The organism is Kineosporia mesophila, assembly GCF_021129235.1.
Taxonomy (GTDB): Bacteria; Actinomycetota; Actinomycetes; order Actinomycetales; family Kineosporiaceae; genus Kineosporia; species Kineosporia mesophila.
On sequence record NZ_JAJOMA010000025.1, the window covers coordinates 83,602 to 110,083 of the forward strand.

Consider the following 26,482-nt stretch of genomic DNA (forward strand, 5'->3'; position numbering starts at 1 on the left):
TGAGGGCATGATCACGCAGGTGATGCAGCGACACGGTGAGGGATGCGGCACCCCGGAACGGGTGTGGTTCACGTGAGCGGGGACCCGGCCTGGGAGCCGGGTGCCCGGGGCGTGCTGGAGCTGCCCTCCGGTCGCCTCGTGCGGGGCCGGGGCCTGCGTGAGGGCCCACCGGTCGGCCCTGACCCGCACTTCGGCGTCTACCTGCTGGGACAGTCGCCACCGGCAGTGGTGTGGGAGTCCCGCTGGATCCGCTGGCCCGACTTCCGCCTGCCCGCCGACCGCAACGCCGCCCGCAACACCTTGCGCGAGGTCTGGTCCCGGGCGGGCGACGAACGCGTCGAGCTGGCCTGCCGGGGTGGACGCGGGCGCACCGGCACAGCGCTGGCCTGCCTCGCGGTGCTCGACGGGGTGCCGCCCGGGCTCGCCGTGGCCTACGTGCGGGAGCGGTACTCCCGGCACGCCGTCGAAACACCTTGGCAGAGAAGGTACGTGGAGCGCTTCGGTCCGGCCTGAGGTTCGGGCACCCGTCAGACCAGGATGACCGGGTTGGTCAGCGCGGCCATCGAGCCGTCGCGGTGCCGGATCTCGGCGCGGGCGAATCTCACACCGTCGGCCTCCGTTGTCCAGGCCAGGACGTGTCGTGGGCCGCGAAAGGACTCCCGGTACACCTCGCCGCGGTCGGTGTGGATGACAGCCGTGCCGTCCGGTACTCCGCTTACCTCCAGATGCACCACGACCGGTCGTCCGCGGGTGGTCAGACGTTCGCCGATCCCGGCGAGGTCGTCACCGGCGCTCGCCCCGAAGGACAGTTCGACGGCGCGGGACCCGGCGATCCAGCTCCGTCCCGCTCGGATCCCGGCGAGGACGGCACCGGCGCCGAGGTTTTCCGCGGCTACGACGGTGTGGGGGACCCCGATCTGGTGCTCCAGGTGGGTGTCGCTGCCGCCGATCGCGGGCCGCCACCGCCCATCGGGGACATCGACGGCCAGGTTCCGGGCCCAGTCTCCGAGTGCGGCCTCGTTGTCCGCGTTCCAGGGACGGTCCGACGTCCACCGGCCGTTCCACACCTCGACGACATCGAAGTCGCGCCAGGGGTACTCGAAGGTTCCCGTCGGGAAGGGCGCGTGGGGATGGGCCACCACACCCAGGCCTCCGGAACTGTGCACCTCGTCCAGGTGCCGGCCGATGACGTCGTCGTCTGCTCCGTACCGCCAGTCGATCACCCGCCCGGTGGCGATGCCCAGGGCGAGCCAGTGCCCGGTCCGGGTGGTGACCTCCTCGCCCGTGATGACCAGGAGGTCGTCGCCCGTGTACGGCGCCCAGACGTCGTGGGCCGCGGCGGTGTTGTGATCGGTCGTGGCGATGAAGTCCAGGCCGGCGGCGCGGGCCGCGGTGACCAGTTGCCGGGGAGCCAGTTCGCCGTCGGAGTACACGGAATGGATGTGGCAGTCGCCTCGGTACCAGTTCGCGGGCAAGGGTGTGCTCCTGGTTGCTTCCGGGGTGGAACCGTCGGTGGCCCTCGGGCAGGCTTCGACGGTCGTCCGATGTGCTTGGCCCGGGCGGTCGTCCGCGACGGCCGTCTGGTGCTGCCGTCCGGTGTGGTTGGCTGCGGCGGCCGTCTGGTGTCGGCGTGCGGGGGACGCCGCCCACTGGGCGGGTACGGGTACCTCGAGGATCGCCACTTCTCACGCCCTCAGTCGTAGCCCCCGGGGGGTCGCCCGGAAGCCGGCCTGTTCCAGGGCCAGGGAGAGGGGATTGTCGCGGCTGAGAACTCCTTCTCCGTCGGCCTTCTCGACAGTCAATCGACCGAGGGCACCCTCCCGTACCGCCAGGGCGAGGGCGTCGGCGGCCGCGCCGAGCAGCTCTTCCTCGTCGGTCCAGGAGAGCAGGGTCCGCCCGCCGCGCTCGACGTACAGGGTGAGCGCGCCGTCGACCAGGATCACGATCGACCCGGCCTTGCGGCCCGGGCGGTGCCCGGCGTTGTCGGCCGGGCGCTCGGGCCAGGGCAGCGCCGCGCCGTACGGATTGGCCGGGTCGGCGGCCGCGAGAACCACGGTGCGCAGCCCGCCCTCGGAGGCGAACGTCTCGCCGGTGGGCCGCGCCGACGCCCGGAGCCGGTCGACCGCTCCGGTGCCGGCGAACTGGGAAGCCCCCAGCCCTTCGACGAAGTAGCCGCGCCGCACCCGGCCGGCGTCCTCGAACCCGGCCAGCACCCGGTAGGCCGCAGCGAAGCCGCCGGCCACCCGCTCGGCCATCACCGCGCCCCGGGTGACCACCCCGTGCCGTTCCAGCAGCACCTCCGCCTGGGCGTGGGCCCGGGCGGTCGGGTCGCCCTCCCGTTCGGGCAGCAGCGACCAGCGCCCGGCGGCGAGCGGTGGCCCGGTGCGGCTGGGCATCGCGGCCCGCCCGGCTCCCGCCCCGGCCCGGCCCGCGCGCAGACCGCCGTACCGCCCGTACCGGGCCCGCGGGGCGCTGGGACGGGTCTTGTGGGCCGTTCTGCCCCCGGCCAGTTTCGCCCGCAGCGCGGTCAGGGTGTCGTTGCCGATCTGCCCGGCCCAGACCAGGTCCCACAGGGTCTGCGTGAGCTGCTGGTCGTCGGTGCTCGCCACCGCGTCGCTGAGGGCGCGGAAGAAGTAGGCCCCGCCCCCGGCCAGGGCGTCGAGCACCGCCAGATGCTTCTCTTCGGGCTCGAACTCGGCGTCGGGTGCGGCCAGCGTGAGCGGCGCCAGGTCGGCCGGGTGCAGCGAGACCCAGCCGTCGTCACCGGGCAGGCTGCCGTGACCGGCCCAGACCACCTCACCCGCCGAGGTCAGCTCGTCGAGCATCGACGGGGTGTAGCCGGGCACCCGGCCGGGGATCACGAGAGTCTCCAGGGCGCTGGCCGGGAGCCAGGCCCCGGCCAGTTGCTCGACCGCCCGCATCACCCCGTCCACGCCCCGGGTGCGACCGCCGACGCCCTGCCAGCCGGGCAGGAACCTGGCCAGGTCGATCGCGGGCACCGGTTCCACCTCGGCCCGCAGCGCCGCCAGCGACCGCCGCCGCAAGGTGCGCAGGACCTCCGCGTCGCAGTGGTCCATGCCCTGCCCGCCACCGCATTCCAGCGGACGCAGCTCGCCCTGTACCAGCCGGCCGCTGTCGACGAGCCGGCGCAGGCCGTCGACCACCACGACCGATCCGAGCCCGAGCCGCGTCGCGAGGTCGCCGGCGGTGAAGGGGCCGTGCGAGCGCGCGTACCGGGACAGCAGATCGCCCAGCGGATCAGGCACCGGCTCGGTGAACACCTCCGCCACCCCGACCGGCAGCGCCGTGCCCAGGGCGTCGCGCAGGCGGCCCGCGTCTTCCACGGCCGCCCAGCGTTCCTCCCCGGCCACCCGCACCCGGATCAGCCGCCGCGCACCCTCGAGCTCACTGAGCCAGCGCGACACCTCACCCGCATCGGCGGTCGGGACCCGTGGTGACACCGTCCGCTGCTGAACCACCGGTCCCGACGCCGTAGGGACGGAGCCCGCCAACAGTCCTTCGCCGGCACTGGATTCCGCTGATGCCGAAGGATTCTCGACGTCGGTCGAGAAGGCTCCCGGAGAGGCTGGGTCGGCTTCCGGGGAGGCTGGTTCGGCTTTCGGAGAAGCGGAATCACCGCCCGCAGCGGCGATCTCGGCTTCGGTCGCGTCGTCGCCCCAGCCCTCCTGGGCACCCGGCGAGCCCGGTCCGCCCGGTTCGCCCGGCGCGGACTCCAGGGCCGCCCCCGCCTCGACCAGTGCCCAGGCCTCGGCGTCGATCGTGCGGTCGACCACCTCGGCGGTGGACAGCGGCCCGATCATCCGGACCAGGTCGGCGACCTGCTCCAGGGTGCGGGCCCGGCGGTTCGGGGCCAGACGCTGCAGTTCCTCCTCGGTGCGCCGCAACGCGTCCGGGTCGAGCAGATCACGCAGCGACGCGCCCTCGCCGCGACCGAGAAGCTCGGCCAGCAGCGCGGGGTCGAGGGACAGGGCCGCGGCCCGGCGCTCGGCCAGCGGCGAGTCACCCTCGTAGAGGAACTGGGCCACGTAACCGAACAGCAGGCTGCGCGCGAACGGCGACGGCTGCTGCGTGGTCACCTCCAGCACCTTCACCGAACGGGCCCGCACGTCGCGCATCAGCGACTCCAGACCCGGAACGTCGAACACGTCTTGCAGGCACTCGCGCAGGGTCTCCAGCACGATCGGGAAACTGCCGTACCGGGAGGCGACCTCGAGCAGCTGGGCCGAGCGCTGACGCTGCTGCCACAACGGCTGGCGCTTGCCCGGCTGACGACGGGGCAGCAGCAGGGCCCGCGCCGCGCATTCGCGGAACCGGGAGGCGAACAGCGCCGAGCCACCGAGCTCGGCGGTCACCATCTCCTCGATGTCTTCCGGATCGAGCACGATCAGGTCGATGACGTCGGGCGCGGAACCGTCGTCGGTCTCGATGTCGGGCAGGCGCAGCACGATGCCGTCGTCACCCGGCGCGGCCTGCACATCGACCCCGAAGCGCTCGCGGAACCGGGCGGCCAGGGCCAGGGCCCAGGGGGAGTGCACCTGACCGCCGAACGGCGAGTGCACCACCACCCGCCAGTCACCGATCTCGTCGCGGAAGCGTTCCACGACGATGGTCTTGTCGTCGGGCAGATGACCCGTGGCCTGCTTCTGCTCGGCCAGGTAGCCGAGAAGATTGTCGGCCGCCCACTCGTCCAGGCCGGAGGTCATCACCCGCTCGCGCGCGGCGTCTTCCTTCATCCGGCCGACCGAGCGCACGTAGGCCCCGACGGCGCGGCCCAGCTCGGCGGGACGGCCCTGCTGGTCGCCCTTCCAGAACGGCAGCCGGCCCGGCTGGCCCGGTGCCGGGGTGACGAGAACCCGGTCGTGGGTGATGTCTTCGATGCGCCAGGCCGAGGAACCGAGAGTGAAGACGTCACCCACACGCGACTCGTAGACCATCTCCTCGTCCAGCTCGCCGACCCGCCGCCCGGCCCCCTTGCGGGCCTCGTCACCACCGGCCAGGAAGACGCCGAACAGCCCTCGGTCGGGGATCGTGCCGCCGCTGGTGACCGCGAGCCGCTGGGCCCCGGGCCGGGCGGTGAGCACGTCACCGTGCCGGTCCCAGACGAGCCGGGGCCGTAGCTCGGCGAACTCGTCGCTGGGGTAGCGGCCGGCCAGCATGTCGAGCACCGACTCCAGCACGCCGCGGGTGAGCCCGGCGAAGGGCGCCGACCGGCGTACCAGCTCTTCCAGCTCGGCGACGGGCCACTCGTCCATCGCCACCATGGCGACGATCTGCTGGGCCAGGACGTCGAGCGGGCTGGCGGGCACGGCGAGCTGCTCGATCGCGCCCTCCCGCATGCGCTCGACCACGACCGCCGTCTGCACCAGGTCGCCGCGGTACTTCGGGAACAGCGCCCCCTGGGACACCGCCCCCACCTGGTGCCCGGCCCGGCCCACGCGCTGCAGGCCGCTGGCCACGCTGGGCGGCGACTCGACCTGCACGACCAGGTCGACCGCGCCCATGTCGATGCCCAGCTCCAGGCTGGAGGTGGCGACCACGGCCGGCAGCCGCCCGGCCTTCAACTCACCCTCGATGATGGCCCGCTGCTCCTTGCTGACCGAGCCGTGGTGGGCCCGCGCCAGCACCGGAAGGGCCCCGGCCGAGGCACCCGACCCGCCCATCAGCTCGGCCGGGCGCACCGCGCCGTGATCGGGCAGCGGATCCGCGGCCTCCCCGGCGCCCGGCTCCCCGGCCTGGAGCGCGAGCCGCTCGGTCCAGATCTCGTTGAGCCGGGCGGTGAGCCGTTCGGCCAGCCGCCGTGAGTTGGCGAAGACCAGCGTGGAGCGGTGCTCCGCGATCAGATCGACGATCCGCTCCTCGACGTGCGGCCAGATCGACGGTCGGCGGGCCGCGCCGGCCGCTGCGCCGGTCAGGTCGTCGCCGGGATCGGCGCCCGCCCCCGGCACCCCGTTCGCGTGGTTGTCGAGCTCGGCCATGTCGGCCACCGGCACGACGACCTTCAGGTCCCACTGCTTGGTCGAGGGCGGCTGCACGATCTCGACCGGGTTGCGCCCACCCAGCCACCGGGCGATCTCCTCGATCGGGCGCACGGTGGCGGACAGCCCGACCCGCTGGGCCGGACGATCGAGCAGCGCGTCGAGTCGTTCCAGTGAAAGTGCCAAATGGGCGCCACGTTTCGACCCGGCAACGGCGTGCACCTCGTCGATGATCACGGTCTCGACGCCGGTCAGCATCTCCCTGGCCTGCGAGGTGAGCAGCAGGAACAGCGACTCGGGCGTGGTGATCAGCACATCGGGCGGGTTGCGCGTGAAGGCCCGGCGTTCGTCGGCCGGGGTGTCGCCCGAGCGCAGCGCCACCTTCACCTCAGGGAGCGGCAGCCCCAGACGGCCCGCGGCCTGGCGGATGCCGGCCAGTGGTGAGCGCAGGTTGCGCTCGACGTCGACCGCGAGTGCCTTCAGCGGCGACACGTACAGCACCCGGCAGCGCCGCTTGGGCTCTTCGGGGGCGGGTGTGGAGGTGAGCCGGTCGAGTGCCCAGAGGAACGCCGAGAGCGTCTTGCCGGAACCGGTGGGCGCGACGACCAGTGCGTGGCGGCCCGCGCTCACCGCGTTCCACGCCCCGGCCTGGGCGGCCGTGGGCGCTGCGAAGGCCCCGGTGAACCACGCACGCGTGGCCGGGGAGAAGCGCTCGAGCACCTGATCCGTCACATCAGGGATCCTCACACGGACCACCGACAATTTCGGTTCGATCATCGTCCCCGCAGGTCAGAACCCCTGAAATGGACGCCCAGGGTGGGGTGGGCAGGGCTGTCGGGAGCGCACCCGGCCGGACGGGTGGCATGCTCGTGAGGTGCGCGAGAGTGAGTTCTGGGAACTGGTGGATGGCGAGTTCGGTGCTGCTGGAGGGCGCACACTGGTCCGGGACCACGTGCTGCTGGAGCTGGGCAACAGGACGGCTCAGGAGGCCATGGAGGCCGGCGAACCGGTGCGCGAGGTCTGGTTCGCGTTGTGCGATTCACTGGACGTGCCCCGCGAACGCCGTTGGGGCAAGGACGAGAAGGAGCACCGCCGGGGATGACAGGACGGGCAGGGGAAGGGCCCACGACCGGTTCACGGAAGACCGGCGCGGCGCCCACCCAGCCAGGGGCGGGGCAGGACGACCTGAGGATCGTGCATGATGCCGATCCGGGTCAGGGGCAGGACGACGCCGGCCGCGGTGCGGGCGTCGCCGAGCCGGACGACAACCATGACTGGGCGCACCTCGTCCACCCGGAGAATTCACAGGCCACCCGGTCGCCGGAGTCCTCTGGCCGGTCAGGCGCCCGTCACCAGGCGGAGGCCGGTCAGCGCTCGGGGAGCCCGGGCAGTTCGGGGACTTCGGGCCGGCCGGTCGGACCGCGAGCCACAGAGGCCGACCGGACCGCGGACGTCCCGCGGCTGTCGGCTGCCCCAGATCGGAATCACGTTCTGCGGCAGCCGGATGCCGACGCCACCCGGTCGGACCACGGGCACGGACCGGAAGATGCATCTGGGTCGGCCCGGATCCCTCAGCCGCCTGGCGAGAGTGGACCCGGCGACGTGACCGGGCGGGTCGGCGTCTCTCGCCGGAGCGACGAAGGTGGGATTGGGGGCGTGACCGGGCGGGAGGACGTTCGCCGTTCGGCGGCCGAAGGTGGGCCTGACCGTGTGATCGGGCGGGCAAGCGTCCCCCGTTCGACGGCCGAAGGTGGGCCTGACCGTGTGATCGGGCGGGCAAGCGTCCCCCGTTCGACGACCGAAGGTGAGCCCGACGATGTGACCGTGAGGAAACGCGTCCCTCATCGGACCGACGGGGGTGAGGCGGCCCGCGCACGCGCCCACCAGCCGGAAACCGATTCCGATCCGGACGTTCTCATCAGTGCTCGCGGCCTGACCAAGGAGTTCGGCGACTTCGTCGCCGTCGACGGTATCGACATCGACGTGCGCCGCGGGGAGGCCTTCGGTTTCCTCGGCCCGAACGGGGCCGGCAAGAGCTCGACCATGCGCATGATCGGCTGTGTCTCGCCGCTGACGGAAGGGTCGCTGACGCTGTTCGGGATGGATCCTGAGGCCGACGGCCCGGCGATCCGCGGACGGCTCGGGGTGGTGCCGCAGAAAGACCTGCTCGACGAGGAACTGACGGTCCGCGAGAACCTGCTGGTGTACGGCCGGTACTTCGGGCTGTCCCGCTCGGTGGTCGCGGGGCGCGCCGATGAGCTGCTGCGGTTCGCCCAGCTCAGCGATCGGGCCGACAGTCCGGTGGAACCGCTCTCGGGAGGGATGAAACGCCGGCTGACGATTGCCCGCGCGCTGATCAACGCCCCCGAGATCCTGCTGCTCGACGAGCCCACCACCGGCCTCGACCCGCAGGCCCGGCACGTGCTCTGGGACCGGCTCTACCGGCTCAAGCAGCAGGGCGTCACGCTGGTGCTGACCACGCACTACATGGACGAGGCGGAGCAGCTGTGCGACCGCCTGGTGGTCATGGACGGCGGCCGGATCGTGGCGGAGGGCTCGCCCCGGGAACTGATCGAGCGCTACTCCAGCCGTGAGGTGGTGGAGGTGCGGTACCCCGACTTCGATCTCGAACCGCACCGTGACCAGCTGGATCTCGGCGATCTGGCCGAGCGGGTGGAAGTGCTTCCCGATCGGCTGCTGATCTACACCCACGACGGTGACGCGGTCTCCCGGATCGTCGATCAGAGCCCGGACCGCCCGGTGTCGGTGCTGGTCCGGCGCAGTTCGCTGGAAGACGTCTTTCTGCAGCTGACCGGCCGTTCGCTGGCCGGCTGAGGGGGTGCCATGACCACGACAACACTGAAAGTCCCGCCTTTGGGCGATTTCTCACGATCGATGGCGGCCTTGGAATACTGGCTGCGCGCCTACCGGCGTACCTGGCGATCCAGTGCGGTGACCGCCTTCGTGATGCCCCTGGTGTTTCTGGGGGCATTCGGCGCGGGGCTGGGGAGTCTGGTGGACACCGACCGGGCCGGTGGGCTCGGTGATGTCTCCTACCTGGCGTTCGTTGCGCCGGGCATCCTCGCCGGGGCCGCGATGCAGAGCGCGTTCAGTGAGTCGACCTGGCCGATCCTGTCCAGCCGCAAATGGAACGGCCACTACCACGCCCAGGCGGCCTCCCCGCTGACCATGCCCGACATCGTCACCGGGCACCTGCTGTTCATCGTGTTCCGCCTGACGTTGGGGGCCGTCGCGTTCGTGTTGATCGGTGCGCTGTTCGGCGCCTTCGGTTCGGCCTGGGTGGTTCTCGCCGTGCCGGCCGCGGTGCTCACCGGCCTGGCCCACGCCGCCCCGCTCATCGCCTTCGCCGTCACCCGGGAGTCCGACACCGACTTCTCGATGCTCGTGCGCTTCGTGATGACCCCGCTCTTCCTCTTCGCGGGCACCTTCTTCCCCGTCAGCCAGCTTCCGGCGGCCGTGGAGTTCCTCGCCTGGCTCACCCCGCTGTGGCACGGAACACAGCTCTGTCGCGGACTTTCCATGGGGGACGCCGGTCTGCTCGGATCGGTGGGTCACCTCGTCTACCTGCTGGTGTGGGTGGTGGGCGGCTACGCGCTCGCCCTGCGCTCCTACCGGAAGATGCTGCTGTCGTGAGTGCGCTCGCGGACGCGTCGGCGGACCAGGAGCAGGCGGCGGGCTGGGCATACCGGCTGGCGGCGGAATTCGGGCAGTTCCGTGGGGCCGGGTCCGTGGTCGCGCGCAACGGACTGGCCGCCCGGCGGGGACTGCCGGTGCTGCTGTCCGGGTTCTTCGAGCCGCTCTTCTACCTGCTCTCCCTGGGTACCGGCATCGGTGTGCTGGTGGGAGGCGTGGAGTACGGGGGGAAGTCGTTCAGTTATCAGGAGTTCATCGCACCCGCGCTGCTCGCGGCCTCGGCCATGAACGGTGCGGTGGCGGACTCGACGTTCAACGTGTTCTGGAAACTCAAATACGCGCGGGTCTACGACGGCATGCTCGCCACACCTCTGGGGCCACGCGCGGTGGCGGCGGGGGAGATCTGCTGGGCACTGCTGCGGGGAGCGGGCTACGCCACGGCGTTCCTGCTGATCCTGCTGGTGGCCGGCTATGTGCAGTCGTGGTGGGCGGTACTGGCGGTACCGGCGGCCACGCTCGTCGGGCTGGCCTTCGCCGGGGCGGGCATGGCGGCGACCACGTTCATGCGCTCGTGGCAGGACTTCGACCTGGTGCACCTCGTGGTGCTGCCGTTGCTCCTGCTGAGCACCACCTTCTATCCGCTCTCCACCTACCCGCAGCCCTTCGGCGTGCTCGTTCAGCTCACCCCGCTCTATCACGGGGTTGAGCTGGAGCGGGCGCTGGTGCTCGGCACGATGGACGCATCGGCGGTCGTGCACGTGCTGTACCTGCTGGTGCTGGGTACGGCCGGGTTGTTGATGGCCGGCCGTCGGCTGGAGCGGTTACTGCTGTCCTGACCCGGTGCTGGTGATGGACCGGGACAGCTCAGTCGCGCTGACGGGGGAGGGCGAACGAACCGGTGGGCGGGCTGCTGGTGACCCGGGTGCTGGTCAGCTCGCCCAGGCCCATGCGCTGCGCGAGACGGCGCGGGCTGATGCCGGTGGAGTTGGCGGCGTCCGGGTCGGCGCCGTGGGCCAGCAGGGCGTTCGCGGCCGCGCGCTGCCCGTGCGCGGTGAAGATCGCGCGCCACAGCGGGGTGTTGCCCCAGCGGTCGGTCGCCGTGGTGGCGGACCCGGCGGCGATCAGCAGGGCGATCACCTCGGGGTGCTGCTCCTGGGCGGCGAAGTGCAGCGGCGTGAAGCGGACGGCGTCGGGCTGGCTCGGGTCGGCACCCTCGGCCAGGAGACGCGCCACCTCGGCGGCATCGCCGTCAGCAGCGGCGTAGTGGAGCGGGGAACGCCCGAACTCGTCGGTTTCGCGGAGAGCATCGATCATGTCCGTCATTGTGCCTCTAAGTAACGTCCGTCGCCACCCCTTAGAAGCATGTGTCACTCCGTGTTCCTGAATTTGTCATCCTTGTCTTGGCCAGTGATGATGCTGGGTCGGTGGGGAACTACGGGGCGAGAGTGGCATGACTTTGGGGCCTGTTCCGCGTGCGTTCCGTGATCACTCAACGTGTTGGGCTGCGATTGCAGAGAGTTAAAATTCCAGGTCCCCGAGTTCCTTGGCCGCGAATGCAATGTGGGCGTTTTCGCGCATTTGCCTGGTTCGCGTGACGGCTCGATCGCTGGGCGTGTCGAGGTGTTCGTCCGAACACTTGTTCGGATAGAGTCCCCGTGTTCCGGTGGGCGTGGGTCGACGAGGATCGTGCTTTCCACCGGTGCATCGAGTGCCCGGTTTTCCACAGGGCGAAGTTACTCGGCGAAGATTGTCGGTGGTCGCGTCTAGCGTCTCCACCGACGCGAAGAACCCCGGCGCACCGCGACACCTCGCGAAGCCGGCCGACTGTGAGGTGAACCTCCATGCCCGCTCCCGCGGACCGTGAAAAGGCTCTCGAAGCCGCTCTTGCCCAGATCGACCGGCAGTTCGGCAAGGGCTCGGTGATGCGTCTCGGCGACGACACGCGTCCCCCCATCGAGATCATTCCGACCGGCTCCATCGCGCTCGACATCGCCCTCGGCATCGGTGGCCTGCCGCGCGGCCGTGTGGTCGAGATCTACGGCCCGGAATCGTCCGGTAAGACGACCGTGGCCCTGCACGCCGTGGCCAGCGCCCAGCGCGCCGGGGGTATCGCCGCCTTCATCGACGCCGAGCACGCCCTCGACCCGGCCTACGCGGAGAAGCTCGGTGTCGACACCGACGCCCTGCTGGTCTCCCAGCCCGACACCGGTGAGCAGGCGCTGGAGATCGCGGACATGCTGGTCCGCTCCGGCGCGCTCGACATCATCGTCATCGACTCCGTTGCGGCCCTGGTGCCGAAGGCCGAGATCGAGGGCGAGATGGGTGACAGCCACGTCGGTCTGCAGGCCCGCCTGATGTCGCAGGCTCTGCGGAAGATCACCGGTGCGCTGAACAACTCGGGCACCACCGCGATCTTCATCAACCAGCTGCGCGAGAAGATCGGTGTGATGTTCGGGTCTCCCGAGACCACCACCGGTGGTAAGGCGCTGAAGTTCTATGCCTCGGTCCGGCTCGACGTCCGTCGCATTGAGACCCTGAAAGACGGTACCGACGCTGTCGGTAACCGCACCCGGGTCAAGGTCGTCAAGAACAAGATGAGCCCGCCGTTCAAGCAGGCCGAGTTCGACATCATCTACGGCCAGGGCATCTCCCGTGAGGGAGGCCTGATCGACATGGGCGTCGAGCACTCGTTCATCCGTAAGTCGGGCGCCTGGTACACGTACGAGGGCGACCAGCTCGGCCAGGGTAAGGAGAACGCGCGCGGGTTCCTGCGCGACAACCCCGACCTGGCGAACGAGCTGGAGAAGAAGATCAAGGAAAAGCTTGGTGTGGGCGCAAAGGTGGACGCCCCCGCCGAGGTCGCGGTCAGCTTCTGATCCCGTTGACAGCACGCCCAGGGTTCCGGCCGACCTCCTCCGGTACCGGTCGGAACCCTGGGCGGGCCCATCATTGGGCGCACCTCCCGACCCTCCGGGGTCAGAAAAGGTGAAGTAGGCATGACCGAAGACCAGCGACGGTCCCGGGGTGTCCCGGAGGGGGGCACCTCGGGACTGGCGTCTGTCCACGATCTCTTCTCCGGCCGTCAGGCCGGCACCGCGAAACGCGGCGCAGGGAAGAGCGCCACGAAAAACGATGCTTCCGGCAGCGAGGTCGTCAGTCTCGACGGCACGAAGCTGAACCAGCACGACCTGCGCGACATGATCGCCCAGAAGGAAGCCGAGTGGCGTGAAGCCCCGGCCAGTAGCGACGATCCCGGTCAGGCCACCACCGGGCCGGAGTCCCAGCCGCAGTGGTCCAACCCCGACTGGGTGCCTCGGGCCGGCCAGGTCACGGACGATGATCCGGCGGGTACTCGCGGCGGTGGTGCCGGCCAGGGATCCGAGGGCAGGACCCGCGGGGGCCGAACGGCTTCGGGCGGTCGCGGTTTTTCCGGCCGGGGTTCCCGGGGCCGTGACTCCGACCGCGATGCCTTCGACCGTGACTCTTCAGAGGGTGACTCTTCAGAGGGTGACTCTTCAGGGCGTGACGCTTCGGATCGTGACGGTCCGGACCAGGGGTCCCCGGGTCGGGGTCGCTCGCGCCGTGGTCCCTCCGGGGGAGGCTTCGGGCGACGTGGCGGTCTGAACCGCGGCGGTGGTTTCGGCCGGCCGGGGGCGTCGCGGGACCGGGACGCTGGTCCCGAGGGTTCCGACGAGGTCGACGGTAGTGCCGGGAAGACCCGTCGGGCCCGACCGCCGGCCGACCCTACGGAAGAGGCCCGGGAGATCCTGCTCAAGCAGCTCTCGGCCGGTCCACGCACCCGTGCGCAACTGGCGAAAGTGCTGGTGCAGAAGGAGATTCCCGACGACGTCGCGGCTGCGGTGCTCGACCGGTTCGAAGAGGTCGATCTGGTGGACGACGCGGCCTTCTCCCACCAGTACGTCGAGAACCGGCATACCGGGCGAGGGCTGGCCAAACGTGCGCTGGCCTACGAGCTGCGGCAGAAGGGCGTCGCCGAGGAGACGGCCCGCGAGGCACTCGACACCCTCAGCTCCGACGACGAGCTCGCCACGGCCCGCGAACTCGTGCGGAAAAAGGCCCGCAGCATGACGAAAGACGACCCGGAACGCCGCCTGCGCCGCCTGGCCGGCATGCTCGCCCGCAAGGGATACAGCTCAGGCGTCGCCTATCAGGCCATCCGCGAGGAACTGGCCGATCTGGGCGCCCAGGGCGTGTTCGACCACCCGGACTTCGACTGAGCCCCGATCGCCGTTGTGTTCGGTGGAATCAGCCGGCGAAGGCGCGGTGTGCTGACGCGAGTGCCCAGAGCTTGAGCCGGATCCAGCCCGTGGACCACTGGCCTGGCCGCCGGAAGGGGATGGCCCCCTCCTCATCCGTGATCGTGCAACCCCTCAGCCTTTGGTCGGGAGATGTCCCCCGGTTCCCCGGGAATGAGGGTGTCTACCGGCGGGGGCTGAGGGCCTGCCCGATCACGCGCAAGGGTGAATAGCTCATGCCGGAAGGGTTTGCATGATCACGAACGGCGTTGGCCGACCACGTCCGGGGAGGGTCTGCATATTCACGAACGGGGTTGGCCCACCGGGTTCGGGGAGGTTTTGCATGATCACGAAAGGGTTGGGGGCCCCGGCCGAAGGCTGGGGGATCGCATGATCGCGGAGGGGATGGGTCACCGCGCGGGGAATGGACGGGCAAACCGCCGCGAGCGATGAGGCCGGTTCGCCTCATCGCTCGCGTACGGCGGGTGGTCAGGGCGCGTAGTTTCCGTTGCCCTGCAGGGTCACGTCGTGGGGTTCGTCCGCACGAGGGGCTCCGGTGCCGAAGGCGGCCTCGTGGCCTCGCCCGGTGAAGGGCACGTCCTCGTCCGGTGAAGAGGCGACGAGGGGTTCGCCCTCGGTCGCGGTGGTGATGCGGGTGTGCCCGTCAAAGGTGTGGAAGAACTCGTGCAGCCGCGCCACCTGCGCATTCGACAGGGCCCCATCGTGCGGCTCGATGTGGGGCTGGTTGTCCAGCACGTCACCGGAGAAGGGCAGGGTCAGCCGATCCTGGTCGTCGCGGAGTCCGCCGGCCGGTACGAAGGCCGTCGCGTCGCCGGAGACGATGGACAGCCAGTCGAAGGTATGACCGGAATCGTTGAAATACACCCCGCTGATGTCTCCGAGGTGCTCACCCCGGGCGTCGTGAATCGGACGGCCCACCAGCTCACGGGCCTCTTGAGGCTTCAGGTTCACGTCTCCTCCTTCATCGTGCAGCCCGGGAGTCCCGGGAAGGCCCAGTCTGCTGCGGCACCCCGGGAACACCACTCGAGACCGCCACGGCTGAAATCCCTCTGAGATCAACGACCTACCGTCGCAGTCATGACTGGCACGGTCGATTACCTGATCATCGGAGCGGGTCCGGCGGGGCTGGAGCCGGCAGCCGGGTTCGAGCGCTCGGGCCGGAACCACCTGGTGCTGGAGGCATGACCCGGGCCCGGCACCTTCTTCGAGACCTCCCCACGGCACCGCCGGCTGATCGCGATCAACAAGAGACGCACCGGCTCGCCGCATCCCGAGTTCAACCTGCGGATGGACTGGAACTCGAACCTCAGCGGTGACGACAACGACCTGGAGCTGCTGTTCCCGGCCTGCACTCTGTCGTGCGGTTCGACCGCCACCGCGAGCCGGTGGCCACGCACCACCTCGCCGAGAACCTGGAGAACGAGTGAGACCGGGCCGCCGTGCACCAGGAACCACTCACGGCCATCCTCACTGAACAGCTGAGCCAGGAGGCCGTGAGCGCCCATGTGGTGGGTGTGCCCGACGAGACCACGGGTGAGGCGGTGGTCGCCTTCCGGGTGCTGCGGGAGCCCGCGGGTGCGCAGCCCGAGTCGGAGCTTGAGGACGAGGTCCGCGGGCATCTGGGGGCCTCGTCCGTCCCGAGTGCTTTCACCGTGATCGACAGGCTCCCGCACACTCCGGGGAAAAGCCCGGCAGGAGATCGTCCCCTCCTCCTCGTTCGTGATCATGCCAACGTTCCCCGGGGAACGTTGGCATGATCACGAACGAGGAAGACTACGGCGCGTGGTTGCCGGTGCCCTGCAACGTTACGTCGTGGGGTTCGTTGGGGCCGGGAGTGCCCGTGCCGAAAGCGGTTTCGTGGGCACGTCCCTTGAACAGCGTGTGCGGGTCGGGCACCGTGCTCGGCTGCGGGAACTGGGGCGCGCCCTCGTGCGCGCTGGTGAGGTGCTCGCCCGCGAAGGTGCCGAAGAACTCGTGCAGCCGGGCCACCTGCACGCCCGACAGGGCGTGGTCACGCGGCTTGATGCGGGGCATGTTGCGGATGTCGTCGCGGACCAGGGGCACGAGCAGACCCCGGGCGAACGGCGTGATCCGCGCGGCCGGGACGAAGGCGTCCCGTTCCACGAAGAAACTGGTGCTGAACGACATCCAGGCCGGGACGCCGGTGGCGTCGTCGAACCAGATCCCGTCGGCCTTGCCCACCATCATCTCGGTGGCGTCGAAAACCGTGAGGCCGACGTACGTCCGGACTTCTTCACCGGTCAGAGTCATGGCTCCTCCTTCGCCGGAGCGCCCCTGCGAAGGGCGCCGGTGCGAGGAGCCCAGTCTCCCGCGCACCGGCGCCCTTGGCAGGGGGTGTTCGCCCGATCGGGTCAGAGGGTGGTGTTGCCTGCGCTGCCCGGATCGAGGTGGATCGGGTTTATCCCGCGCCCGGCCGACCGGCGCGACATCCGCCGCTGCGCAAGGTTCGCCAGCCAGGACAGCGTGAAGTTCACCGCAATGAAGATGATGGCGACGAAAAGCAGGGTCTGCAGCGGATTCTTCAGGTTCAGATAGACGAACTGGCCCTTGCGCAGCAGTTCCTCGTAACCGCCGATGAAGGCGATCAGCGAGGTGTCTTTCAGCACGACGACCATCTGGCTGATGATGGCCGGCAGCATGGTCCGGAAGGCCTGGGGCAGCTGGATCATCCGCATGGTCTGCAGCGGGGTGAGCCCGATGACCAGACCGGCCTCGCGCTGGCCGCCTGGCAGCGAGTTGACCCCGGCCCGGAGGATCTCGGCGAAGATCACCGAGTTGTAGGCGACCAGACCGACGACCATCCACCAGAACGCGTCCGGTCCGGGCAGCGGCTCGTAGTTGACGCCGAGGTCGGGCAGCAGCTGGTAGGCCATGTACATCAGCACGACGACGGGCAGACCGCGGAAGAACTCGATCACGGCGACCAGTGGAACCCGTGATCGACGTCCGAGCATCACCCGGGCGATCCCGAGGACGATGCCGATGGCCACCGAGAGGGTGATCGCGACCAGCGCGCCCACGAGCGTGTTGCGTAGCCCGGTGCCGAGCTGCTTCCAGACCGCCTGGAAGCTCTCGTCGGACGGGTCGAGCAGCGGCGACCAGCGATCGCTCTCGAACTGTCCCTGGTCGTCGAGCCGGGCATAGATCAGGTAGAGCACGGCGAGCGTGAGCAGCCCGACGACGACGCTGCCGACCAGTGCCCTCCGGCGGGCCCGGGGTCCGGGAACGTCGTAGAGGACGGAGAGATTGGTATCGCTCATCGCAGGATCACCGCCTTACGCTCGAGGTACTGCAGGATCAGACCGGCCGGGATCGTGATCAGCAGGAAGAAGAAGCCGATGCCCAGGTAGACCGCCGTCGGGTCCTGACCCCGGGAGCTGGTCAGCAGGATCGCGTTGCCGAGAAGGTCGCCGCTGACCCCGAAGGCACCGAGGATGGCCGAGTTCTTGAACATCGCGATGATCACGCTGCCCACCGGCGGGATCGCGGTGCGGAACGCCTGCGGCAGGATGATCGAGCCCAGGTTCTGGGTGAAGGTGAGGCCGATGGCCCGGGCCGCCTCGGCCTGGCCGGCCGGGATGGCGTTGATGCCGGAGCGCAGTGCCTCGCAGACGAAGGCGGCCGTGTAGACGATCAGGGCCGCGCAGCCGAAAACATAGTACGACTGGTTGATCCCGATCTCCGGCAGACCGAACGCGATGAAGAACAGCACGACGGTCAGCGGGCAGTTGCGCACCAGGTTCACGTAGGTCGTGCCGACACCCCGCAACGGGGCGACGGGGGATACCCGGAAGCCGGCGATTACCGTGCCGAGGATCAGTGCCCCGATCAGGCAGATGATGCAGATCCCCAGGGTTTTCAGGAATCCCTGGAAGAACAGGTCCAAGTTGTCAGTGATGACGTTCATGACCAGCGACTCCAGTCAGGGGACGTGCGACGGGCGCCGTCGGGCCGGTACCGGGGCTGGCGGCCCCCGGTACCGGCCCACGAGCGATCAGGCGCAGGCGTCGGCGGTGGGCAGGGTCGGAACCGTCGAGCCCTCGACCTTGCCGGCGGTCTCGGTCCAGGCCTCTTCGTAGTCGCCGTCCTGCGACGCCTTCTTCAGCGTGTCGACGATGTACTGGCAGAAAGCGGTGTCGCCCTTCTTGACGCCGATGCCGTACGGCTCCTTGGTGAAGGTGTCGCCGACCACCTTGAAGGCGCCGTCCGAGTCGCCGACCAGGCCGAGCAGGATGACATTGTCGGTCGTGACCGCGTCCACCTGCTTGTTGCGCAGGGCGTCCGCGCACTTGCTGTAGACGTCGAAGGTGGTGAGCTGGCTCTTGCTCGCCAGGTACGAGCTGATGTTGTCGGCGGGGGTGGAACCGGCGACCGAGCAGACCTTGAGGTCGGCGTTCGTCTTGAAGCTCTCCGGTCCGGTGATCGCGCTGTCGTCGCTGCGGACCATGACCTGCTGGCCGGCCTCGTAGTACGGACCGGCGAACGTGATCCGCTTCTTGCGCTCGTCGTTGATCGTGTAGGTGGCGGCGACCAGGCTGACCTCGCCGTCCTCGATCTTGGTCTCGCGCACGGCCGAAGGGGTCTCGACCCAGGTGATGTTGTCGTCGTCGATGCCCAGGCCCTCGGCGATGATCTTGGCGATCTCGACGTCGAAACCCTCGGGTTCGCCGGACAGGCCCTTGAGACCGAAGCCGGGCTGGTCGAACTTGGTGCCGATGGTGATCTTGCCGGCCTTCTGCAGGGTCTCCATCGTCGTGCCGGCCTCGAAAGTGGCCTGGGTGGCCTCCGCGTCGCCGTCGTCGTCGCTGTCGCTACCCCCGCCGCAGGCGGTGAGGGCCAGGACGCCGACCGCGACCACGGCCGCGACCTTGGCGGTGCGCAGGCGGCGTGTGGAACGCAGGGTGCTGGTCTTCATCGTGTGCGCCAATCTCTTGGTTGGTGTCGAAAATGCTTAGTGCGTGAGAATCTTGGAGAGGAAGTCCCGGGCCCGGTCGCTGCTCGGGCTGGTGAAGAAGGTGCTCGGCGGCGCCTGCTCGACGATCTGGCCGTCGGCCATGAACACCACGCGGTCGGCGGCCCGGCGGGCGAAGCCCATCTCGTGGGTCACCACGACCATCGTCATTCCTTCCTTGGCCAGGGAAGTCATCACGTCGAGCACCTCGTTGATCATCTCCGGGTCGAGCGCGGAGGTGGGCTCGTCGAAGAGCATCACCTTCGGTTTCATCGCCAGGGCCCGGGCGATCGCCACGCGCTGCTGCTGGCCGCCCGAGAGCTGGGCCGGGTACTTGTCCTTCTGAGTGGCCACGCCGACGCGCTCGAGCAGGGCCAGGGCCTGCTGCTCGGCGTCGGCCTTCCTGGCCTTGCGCACCTTGATCGGCCCCAGCGTGACGTTCTCGAGAACCGTCTTGTGGGCGAACAGGTTGAACGACTGGAATACCATTCCGACGTCGGACCGGAGGTTCGCCAGTGCCTTGCCCTCTTCCGGCAGCGGCCTGCCGTCGAGCTCGATCGTTCCCGCATCGATTGTTTCGAGCCGGTTAATCGTTCTGCACAGGGTCGACTTCCCCGAACCGGACGGGCCGATCACCACGACCACCTCGCCCGCGGTAACGGTGAGATTGATGTCGCGCAGTACGTGCAGGGCGCCGAAATGCTTGTTGACGCCGGTCAGCCTGACCAGTGCCGCCTGGTCGCCGGGCTCATTGACACTCTTTGGTGTCGCTGAATCATCGCCCGGTGCAACGTTTTCGGCCGTCATTGCTGATTCCTCCTCCTGCATGGTGTGTCTGGAAGGTAGGGAAGATGGGGGTACACCGAAAAGGTGAATTGAGGATCCTCTGAGGTCACGTACTGATTACGTGACTTCCACGAAACACCCGAAGGGGCGATGGTAGGTGGATGCGTGTGCTTCTGGTTGAGGACGATGCGCGGCTCGGTGCCGCGTTGTCCGACGTGCTGCGGGTGCACGGCATGGAGGTCGAGCACGTGACCACCGCCCGTCAGGCCCTCGCGCGCCTGACGGCTCAGACCGAGGCGGTCGTGCTCGACCTCGGGCTGCCCGACCGGGACGGCTTCGAGGTGTGCAGCCGGATCCGCCGCACCCACGACGTACCGATCCTCATCGCCACGGCACGCTCCGACCTCACGGCCCGCGTGCACGGGCTCAACCTGGGCGCCGACGACTACCTGGTGAAGCCGTACGACGTGCGCGAGCTGCTGGCGCGCCTGCACGCGATCGCCCGTCGGCACCGGCGCGAGCCGGCGGTGGCCGGGGTCGGGGCCCCGGGGGCCACGGGGGGCTCGGGGGTGGTGGATCCGGTGGCCTACGAGCCCGAATTGCGGACGATGCACACGACCGACGACGCGCAGCCGGCCGAGGAGACCCCGCCGCTGTCCGCGGAGGAGGTCGTCATCGACGTCAGTAGCCGCACGGTGGTCAGGGGAGGGAAGGCCATCGCCCTGACCCGCAAGGAGTTCGACCTGCTGGCGCTCCTGGCCCGGCACCCGGGTGTGGTGTTCCGGCGGGAACAGATCATCAGCGAGGTCTGGCAGTCCACCTGGGACGGCCTGGGCCGCACGCTGGAGGTGCACGTGGCCGCGGTGCGGTCCAAGACCAAGTCACCGGGCCTGATCGAGACGGTGCGCGGGGTGGGCTACCGTCTGGCGATCGGTGCCGCGAGCAGCACCTGGTCCTGAGCATCCGGCAAACATCTGGCGCAGCAAGGTTCTGGTCGTGATCATGCACAGCTCGGCTCCTCGATGAGGACACGTCTCTCCGCTCTGCTGTTGTTGCTGATGGGTGTGGTGCTCGCATCCCTGGGGGTGCCGCTGATGACCGGTATCGCCTCCGACGAGGCGCGGACCCTGCACACCGACCGGATGGCCGACCTGTCGTTGTTCGTCAGCACCGTGCCGTTCGCCCCGGACGCCGGTGACGTCGAGGTACAGACCCTCGAGCGGGACCTGAACCGCTACGAGGAGCTCTACGGCATCTCGGTGACCGTGTACGACGCCGCCCGGCGGCCCCGGTTCAGCGGCCACGACGACCCCACCACCGCGCTGAACCCGGCGGAGGACGCCGCCCTCGACACGGCCCTGTCCGGCCGGCTCACCGAGGTGTGGGACCAGATCCAGCCCTGGGACGACGAGCCCCTGGTGGCCGCCCAGCCGGTGGTGCGCGACGGGGACGTCGTGGGTGCGGTGGTGAGCGTCTCGCCGGTGGACCGGGCCGCGAACCGGGTACTGCAACGCTGGTCGATCCTGATCGCCCTGGAACTGGTCGCCATGATCGGGGCGGTTGCGCTGGCCGACCGGCTGGCCCGCCGGCTGCTCAAACCGGTCGGGCGCCTGGACGAGGCCGCGCACCAGATCTCCGCCGGCGACCTCTCCGCCCGGGTGCCCACCGGCTCCGGCCCTCCGGAACTGCGCCGTCTGGAGACCTCCTTCAACGAGATGGCGGTGCACGTGCAGGGCGCCGTCGAGGCCCAGCGCGCCTTCGTCGCCGACGCCAGCCACCAGCTGCGCAACCCGCTCGCCGCGCTGCTCATGCGGCTGGAGGCGCTGAACCTGGCCGCCGGGATGCCCGGCACCTCACCGGCCCGGCAGACCGAGGCGATGGAACGGGCCCTGGCCGACGGCAAGCACCTGGCCGGCACCCTCGACCGGATGCTCGCGCTCGCCACGGTCGAGAACGCCGGCGCCCCCGCCGTCCTGCTCGACGCCGCCGCGGTGGTGGACGAGCGGCTGGCCTTCTGGATGGTCGTCGCCGACCGTCGCGACATCCATCTGGTGCGGCGGGGAATCGCGCACGCCCGCGCCCAGCACGACGCCGGGGCCCTGGCGGGGGCGCTGGACGCCGTGCTCGACAACGCCCTCAAGTACTCACCGGAAGGTGGCACCGTCACGGTCGACGTGCGTCCTGTGGCCCTGTTCCCCCCGACTCCTCCAGAACCGCCGCCGGTCCCGCTCGCCGGGCCCGGTTCGTCCTCTGTTCTGGCGCTGGTGACCGACCCCCCGAACCCACCGCGACCGGTGGACGACGGGGTGCTGGTGACGGTGACCGACGACGGACCCGGGGTGGCGGCCGAGGATCTGCCCCGGGTGTCGGACCGGTTCTGGCGCTCGCAGGACGCCGGGCAGGAGGGCACCGGGCTGGGCATGTCGATCGCGAAGACACTGGTGGAACGCCATCACGGCACGATGGAGGTGGACACGGGGGAGGAGGGCGGCCTGCGCGTGACGCTCTGGCTGCCGCCGGTGCCCGGACCCCGCTGAGACCGGCTAGAGCTTCTGCCGTCGGTAGTACGCGACCGCCGCCGGGTGCAGATCCAGCCTCCCGGTGAGGATGGCCGAGCGTAGATCGGTCTGGTTCGCCGCCGGGGCCGCCCGCGCGATCGCCTCCCGGTGCTCGAAGATCGTCGAGATCACCGCCGTGACCAGGTCGTCGTCCGCGTCCGCCCGGGCCACCAGCATGTTGGCCAGGGCGAGCGTGTCGACCTGCTCGGAGATGCCGTAGCGACCGGGCGGGATCGCCGCGGGCCGGTAGACGGAGCCGTACGTGGCCCGCATCCGGCGCGGCAGGTCGTCCAGTCCGATCAGGCGCAACGGGGTGGTGCGCCGGGCGTTCTCGACCGCAGTCGTGGGCACACCGCCCGACCAGAACACCGCGTCCACCTCCCCGTCGCGCAGGGCGCCCAGACCGTCGACGATCCCCAGCCCTTTCTCCTTCACCGTGATCCCCGCCAGCCCGAGCAGCCGCCGCGCGATCAGTGCCGTGCCCGAGCCCGGGTCACCGACGGCCACCTTCTTCCCGGCCAGGTCCGAGAACGTCCGCAACGACGATCCGGCGGGCACGACCACGTGGTAGTAGTCGTCGTAGATCCGGGCGATCGCCCGCAGCGGCACATCATTGCTCACGTCGTCGGCGGCCCCCACCCCGTTGCGGTTCTCGGCCGCGTCCCCCGCGCTCACCGCCAGATCGGCCGTGCCCGCACTGAGCCGGGACAGGTTCTCGATGCTGCCCGACGAGGGCAGCACCACCACGTCCAGCGAGGGGTGCGCCTTCTTCAGCTGCTCCTTCAGCGCCGTCGCCCAGGCGTAGTAGACACCGGCCGTGGTGCCCGCGGTGATCACGATCCGGTCGGCGACCGGCTCACCGTCGCTGCGGGCCTGCTCACTGCCGGACGCCGAACAGGCCAGGGGCAGCACGAGGAGCACCGCGAGAACGAGTGCCCGGGCCTGCCGCATCGCCCCACCATGCCTGATCCCCTCAGCGTGGATCCACCTCGCAATCCGCCCGAAACATCTGGCACGCCGAACGGGGCGAGCATCCGGTGCGGTACAACATGGGGGTACGGGCCGGGGACGTCTTGTCGTTCCGGTCGTGTGCCGTGGGGACGACGGGAACACCGGCCTCCGGTCCCACTGAAGGAAACGCGTCCCGTGAGCACCAGCCGGGCCTGGTTCGTCTGGTCCCTCGGCGTCATGGCCTACATCCTGGCCATCACCAGCCGCTCGTCCCTGTCCGCCGTCGCGGTCGAGACCTCCGACCGGTTCGGCGTAGCGGCCGCCACCCTCTCCACGTTCGCCGTGCTCCAGCTCGGCGTCTACGGCGCCATGCAACTGCCCGTCGGGGTGATCCTCGACCGGGCCGGCCCGCGCCGGGTCCTCACGGTCGGCCTCCTCGTGATGGCCTCCGGTCAGGCGCTGCTGGCCCTGACCGAGAGCGTGCCCGGGGCCTTCGCCGCCCGGATCCTGGTCGGGGCCGGCGACGCCACCGTCTTCGTCTCCGTGGTCCGGCTGATCATCGCCTGGTTCCCACCCTCCAGTGCGCCCCTGCTCACCCAGGTCACCGGGCTGGTCGCCCAGTCCGGGCAGATCATCAGCGTGGTCCCCTTCCTGGCCCTGGTCCACGCCCGCGGCTGGTCCTTCGCCTTCCTCGGCCTCGCCGCGCTCCTGCTGGTCTCCGCGCTCGCGGTGGGCCTGAGCGTGCGCAACGAGCCGCCTGGAAGGGTTGTGACCGACCTGCCTCCCAGCCCGGGTGTCCGCCACCAGCTGCGGGAGGTGTGGAGCAACCCGGGCACGCGCCTGGGTTTCTGGACCCACTTCGTCACCCCGCCCGCCGGTAACGTCTTCGCGCTGCTCTGGGGATTTCCCTACCTGACGGAGGGGGAGGGCCAGTCCACCGGCCGGGCCCAGGCGCTGCTCACGCTCTACGTGCTGGCCAACGCCGCCACCGGACTCCTGGTCGGCCGGTTCGTGGGCCGACACCCGCTGCGCCGGTCGTGGGCGGTGCTGAGCATCGTCGGTGGGCAGGCGGTCATGCTGGCCGCGGTGCTGGCGCACCCGGGGGCGTCGCCGATGTGGCTGCTCGTCCTGCTGGTGGTCAGCATGGGTGCCGGCGGCCCGGGTTCGCTGGTGGGTCTCGACTTCGCCCGCACGTCCAACCCTCCGCATCTGATCAGCAGTGCCACCGGCATCGCCAACAGCGCCGGGTTCTTCGCCTCGCTGCTGGCCCTGCTGATGATCGGGACGCTGCTGGACGTTCAGGGTGCGGGTACCCCCGCGACCTATGACCTGGGTGCCTTCCGGGTCGCGTTCTGCAGCTTCTACCTGCTCTGGCTCGCCGGGGTGACCGGGGTCCTGCACAACCGTCGCGGCCTGCGCCGGCTGATGGCGCAGGAGGGTGTGGTCGTGCCCCCGCTGCGGGATGTCCTGAACCGTTACCCCCGCGGCCGGTAGTGGAACTCACCCGTCATCCTGGCGTCGTAGAGTTGACCTGCTATGACGACGATCGAACACGAGACCCCCGCGTCCGCTGAAGACACCACGACGCGTACCTATGAGGTGCGCACGTTCGGTTGTCAGATGAACGTGCACGACTCGGAGCGGCTGTCCGGCCTGCTGGACGCCGCCGGGTACGTCCCCGTCGAACCCGGGGGAGAGGGCGCCGACCTGGTCGTCTTCAACACCTGCGCGGTTCGCGAGAACGCCGACAACAAGCTCTACGGCAACCTGGGCCAGCTGGCTCCGGTGAAGGCCGGCAAGCCCGGCATGCAGATCGCGGTCGGTGGCTGTCTGGCGCAGAAAGACCGCGACACGATCGTGAAGAAGGCTCCCTGGGTGGATGTCGTCTTCGGCACCCACAACATCGGGTCGCTGCCGGTGCTGCTCGAGCGGGCCCGGCACAACGAGTCGGCCCAGGTCGAGATCCTGGAGTCACTCGAGGTCTTCCCCTCGACCCTGCCCACCCGGCGCGAGTCGGCCGCGGCGGCCTGGGTGTCGATCAGCGTCGGCTGCAACAACACCTGCACCTTCTGCATTGTGCCCTCGCTGCGTGGCAAGGAGCGCGACCGGCGTCCGGGCGAGATCCTGGCCGAGGTCGAGGCGCTGGTCGCCGAGGGCGTGGTCGAGGTGACACTGCTCGGGCAGAACGTGAACACCTACGGCGTGGAGTTCGGTGACAAGGGAGCCTTCGCGGCGCTGCTGCGGGCCTGCGGTGCGATCGAGGGGCTGGAGCGGGTGCGCTTCACCAGCCCGCACCCGGCCGCGTTCACCGACGATGTCATCGACGCGATGGCGCAGACCCCCAACGTGATGCCTCAGCTACACATGCCGCTGCAGTCGGGCTCCGACCGCATGCTCAAGGAGATGCGGCGGTCGTACCGGTCGAGGAAGTTCCTCGGCATCCTCGAGCGGGTGCGCGAGCAGATCCCGCACGCGGCGATCTCGACGGACATCATCGTCGGTTTCCCCGGGGAGACCGAGGAAGACTTCCAGGGCACGCTCGACGTGGTCGAACAGGCCCGTTTCGCACAGGCTTTCACCTTCCAGTACTCGCAGCGCCCGGGTACCCCGGCCGCCACCCTGCCCGACCAGCTCCCGAAGCAGGTCGTGCAGGAGAGGTACGAGCGGCTGCTCAAGCTCCAGGAAGAGATCTCCTGGCAGGAGAACCGCAAGCTGGAGGGGCGGGTGCTCGAGCTCCTGGTGATGGAGAGCAAGGGGCGGAAGGACGGCGCCACCACGCGCCTGTCCGGCCGCGCCCCCGACAACCGGCTCGTGCACTTCACCGTGCCCGAGGGCGGCGAGACGCCGCGCCCGGGTGACTTCGTGTCGGTCCGCATCTCCTACGGGGCCCCGCACCACCTGGTCGCCGACGACTCGGGTGAGGCCTACCGGGTGCGTCGGAGCCGATCAGGGGACGCGTGGGAGCGCCGTCAGATCGATGCGTGCGGTCCGTCGCCGGCGGCCTCCGCGGGTAGCGGCCCGCGTCCCGTCTCGCTCGGCGTCCCGGTGCTCCGCCGCGACTGATCAGCATGACCGCGTAGCCCTTTGGGGGTACGTCGGCGAGTAGATGTCACGTCGATTTGACCTGGTGGTCGGGCGTACGTAAAGTTCTACATGTTGGCAGCGCGGGAGGCACGGACACGAAAGTGGCCGGTCCCGGGTCGACTTCCTCAAGAACCTGCCGAGTTCCAGCCCGCAAGGGTTTGAGTTCGCGTGGTTCGCCTGGGAAATCCGGTTGGACAGAGCATC

At 69.9% G+C, this 26,482-nt stretch carries 23 protein-coding genes and 1 pseudogene; 13 read left to right on the plus strand and 11 right to left on the minus strand.

What is annotated here, in order from left to right:
* The first annotated feature begins 72 nt into the window (after nucleotides 1-72).
* Entirely contained in the window at nucleotides 73-513 is a 441-nt protein-coding gene (locus LR393_RS28025) for a protein-tyrosine phosphatase family protein (protein ID WP_231487893.1), read from the plus strand.
* Between the two features lie 14 nt (nucleotides 514-527).
* On the opposite strand, the gene LR393_RS28030 is transcribed toward LR393_RS28025, so the two are convergent.
* A complete protein-coding gene (locus LR393_RS28030) occupies nucleotides 528-1,475 on the minus strand; it encodes a CehA/McbA family metallohydrolase (RefSeq protein WP_231487894.1) in 948 nt (315 codons plus the stop codon).
* A 210-nt stretch (nucleotides 1,476-1,685) separates the two neighbouring features.
* On the minus strand, nucleotides 1,686-6,773 hold the full coding sequence (locus LR393_RS28035; protein WP_269327999.1) for an Lhr family helicase: 5,088 nt from the start codon (nucleotides 6,771-6,773) through the stop codon (nucleotides 1,686-1,688).
* A gap of 97 nt (nucleotides 6,774-6,870) precedes the next feature.
* Here LR393_RS28035 and LR393_RS28040 point away from each other — a divergent pair, with 97 nt between their 5' ends.
* Nucleotides 6,871-7,098: a DUF3046 domain-containing protein gene (locus tag LR393_RS28040; RefSeq protein ID WP_231487896.1), complete on the plus strand. Its 228-nt coding sequence runs from the start codon at nucleotides 6,871-6,873 to the stop codon at nucleotides 7,096-7,098.
* 32 nt (nucleotides 7,099-7,130) lie between these two features.
* Here LR393_RS28040 and LR393_RS28045 read toward each other — a convergent pair whose 3' ends face one another.
* Complete coding sequence (locus LR393_RS28045; RefSeq protein WP_231487897.1) at nucleotides 7,131-7,268, minus strand: hypothetical protein; 138 nt, start codon at nucleotides 7,266-7,268, stop codon at nucleotides 7,131-7,133.
* A 645-nt stretch (nucleotides 7,269-7,913) separates the two neighbouring features.
* Here LR393_RS28045 and LR393_RS28050 point away from each other — a divergent pair.
* From LR393_RS28050 to LR393_RS28060, 3 genes are read left to right on the plus strand one after another with little or no spacing between them, the layout of a single operon-like run.
* On the plus strand, nucleotides 7,914-8,831 hold the full coding sequence (locus tag LR393_RS28050) for an ABC transporter ATP-binding protein (RefSeq protein WP_345718592.1): 918 nt from the start codon (nucleotides 7,914-7,916) through the stop codon (nucleotides 8,829-8,831).
* 60 nt (nucleotides 8,832-8,891) lie between these two features.
* On the plus strand, nucleotides 8,892-9,650 hold the full coding sequence (locus LR393_RS28055) for an ABC transporter permease (RefSeq protein WP_231487899.1): 759 nt from the start codon (nucleotides 8,892-8,894) through the stop codon (nucleotides 9,648-9,650).
* Complete coding sequence (locus tag LR393_RS28060; RefSeq protein WP_231487900.1) at nucleotides 9,647-10,486, plus strand: ABC transporter permease; 840 nt, start codon at nucleotides 9,647-9,649, stop codon at nucleotides 10,484-10,486. Before LR393_RS28055 ends, LR393_RS28060 begins: the two co-directional genes overlap by 4 nt.
* A 28-nt stretch (nucleotides 10,487-10,514) precedes the next feature.
* On the opposite strand, the gene LR393_RS28065 is transcribed toward LR393_RS28060, so the two are convergent.
* The gene (locus tag LR393_RS28065; protein ID WP_231487901.1) at nucleotides 10,515-10,964 is read right to left on the minus strand and encodes an ankyrin repeat domain-containing protein; all 450 of its coding nucleotides are present in this window, start codon (nucleotides 10,962-10,964) and stop codon (nucleotides 10,515-10,517) included.
* A gap of 527 nt (nucleotides 10,965-11,491) precedes the next feature.
* Here LR393_RS28065 and recA point away from each other — a divergent pair.
* Together recA and LR393_RS28075 are read left to right on the plus strand one after the other, a co-directional pair.
* Nucleotides 11,492-12,526: a recombinase RecA gene (gene recA / locus LR393_RS28070; RefSeq protein ID WP_231487902.1), complete on the plus strand. Its 1,035-nt coding sequence runs from the start codon at nucleotides 11,492-11,494 to the stop codon at nucleotides 12,524-12,526.
* A 120-nt stretch (nucleotides 12,527-12,646) separates the two neighbouring features.
* A complete protein-coding gene (locus LR393_RS28075) occupies nucleotides 12,647-13,888 on the plus strand; it encodes a RecX family transcriptional regulator (protein ID WP_231487903.1) in 1,242 nt (413 codons plus the stop codon).
* Nucleotides 13,889-14,395: 507 nt separating this feature from the next.
* Here the strand turns inward: LR393_RS28075 and LR393_RS28080 are convergent.
* Nucleotides 14,396-14,878: a PRC-barrel domain-containing protein gene (locus LR393_RS28080; RefSeq protein WP_231487904.1), complete on the minus strand. Its 483-nt coding sequence runs from the start codon at nucleotides 14,876-14,878 to the stop codon at nucleotides 14,396-14,398.
* 126 nt (nucleotides 14,879-15,004) lie between these two features.
* Between LR393_RS28080 and LR393_RS37275 the strand changes: the two are divergent.
* Both LR393_RS37275 and LR393_RS28085 read left to right on the plus strand, forming a co-directional pair.
* Nucleotides 15,005-15,256: pseudogene (locus tag LR393_RS37275) on the plus strand (pyridine nucleotide-disulfide oxidoreductase); the annotation flags it as partial.
* 110 nt (nucleotides 15,257-15,366) lie between these two features.
* Nucleotides 15,367-15,684 (plus strand): AMP-binding enzyme, encoded by a 318-nt coding sequence (locus tag LR393_RS28085; protein WP_231487905.1) that lies wholly within the window; start codon nucleotides 15,367-15,369, stop codon nucleotides 15,682-15,684.
* A 16-nt stretch (nucleotides 15,685-15,700) separates the two neighbouring features.
* Here LR393_RS28085 and LR393_RS28090 read toward each other — a convergent pair whose 3' ends face one another.
* From LR393_RS28090 to LR393_RS28110, 5 genes are all read right to left on the minus strand, one after another.
* Entirely contained in the window at nucleotides 15,701-16,198 is a 498-nt protein-coding gene (locus LR393_RS28090) for a hypothetical protein (protein WP_231487906.1), read from the minus strand.
* A gap of 101 nt (nucleotides 16,199-16,299) precedes the next feature.
* Nucleotides 16,300-17,208, minus strand: a complete 909-nt coding sequence (locus tag LR393_RS28095) for an amino acid ABC transporter permease (protein WP_231487907.1) — start codon at nucleotides 17,206-17,208, stop codon at nucleotides 16,300-16,302.
* Nucleotides 17,205-17,855: an amino acid ABC transporter permease gene (locus tag LR393_RS28100; RefSeq protein WP_231487908.1), complete on the minus strand. Its 651-nt coding sequence runs from the start codon at nucleotides 17,853-17,855 to the stop codon at nucleotides 17,205-17,207. The genes LR393_RS28095 and LR393_RS28100 overlap by 4 nt, the downstream gene beginning before the upstream one ends.
* Before the next feature lie 87 nt (nucleotides 17,856-17,942).
* Nucleotides 17,943-18,863, minus strand: coding sequence for a glutamate ABC transporter substrate-binding protein (locus LR393_RS28105; RefSeq protein WP_231487909.1), 921 nt, complete (start codon nucleotides 18,861-18,863; stop codon nucleotides 17,943-17,945).
* Between the two features lie 36 nt (nucleotides 18,864-18,899).
* On the minus strand, nucleotides 18,900-19,628 hold the full coding sequence (locus LR393_RS28110; protein ID WP_231487918.1) for an amino acid ABC transporter ATP-binding protein: 729 nt from the start codon (nucleotides 19,626-19,628) through the stop codon (nucleotides 18,900-18,902).
* 218 nt (nucleotides 19,629-19,846) lie between these two features.
* Between LR393_RS28110 and LR393_RS28115 the strand changes: the two genes are divergently transcribed.
* Both LR393_RS28115 and LR393_RS28120 read left to right on the plus strand, forming a co-directional pair.
* Nucleotides 19,847-20,644 (plus strand): response regulator transcription factor, encoded by a 798-nt coding sequence (locus LR393_RS28115; RefSeq protein ID WP_231487910.1) that lies wholly within the window; start codon nucleotides 19,847-19,849, stop codon nucleotides 20,642-20,644.
* A gap of 63 nt (nucleotides 20,645-20,707) precedes the next feature.
* Nucleotides 20,708-22,222: a sensor histidine kinase gene (locus tag LR393_RS28120; protein WP_231487911.1), complete on the plus strand. Its 1,515-nt coding sequence runs from the start codon at nucleotides 20,708-20,710 to the stop codon at nucleotides 22,220-22,222.
* Between the two features lie 6 nt (nucleotides 22,223-22,228).
* On the opposite strand, the gene LR393_RS28125 is transcribed toward LR393_RS28120, so the two are convergent.
* A complete protein-coding gene (locus LR393_RS28125) occupies nucleotides 22,229-23,194 on the minus strand; it encodes a TAXI family TRAP transporter solute-binding subunit (protein ID WP_231487912.1) in 966 nt (321 codons plus the stop codon).
* Nucleotides 23,195-23,389: 195 nt separating this feature from the next.
* On the opposite strand from LR393_RS28125, the gene LR393_RS28130 reads away from it, so the two are divergent.
* On the plus strand, nucleotides 23,390-24,688 hold the full coding sequence (locus LR393_RS28130; RefSeq protein ID WP_231487913.1) for an MFS transporter: 1,299 nt from the start codon (nucleotides 23,390-23,392) through the stop codon (nucleotides 24,686-24,688).
* Nucleotides 24,689-24,730: 42 nt separating this feature from the next.
* A complete protein-coding gene (gene miaB, locus LR393_RS28135; protein WP_231487914.1) occupies nucleotides 24,731-26,257 on the plus strand; it encodes a tRNA (N6-isopentenyl adenosine(37)-C2)-methylthiotransferase MiaB in 1,527 nt (508 codons plus the stop codon).
* Nucleotides 26,258-26,482 lie beyond the last annotated feature (225 nt).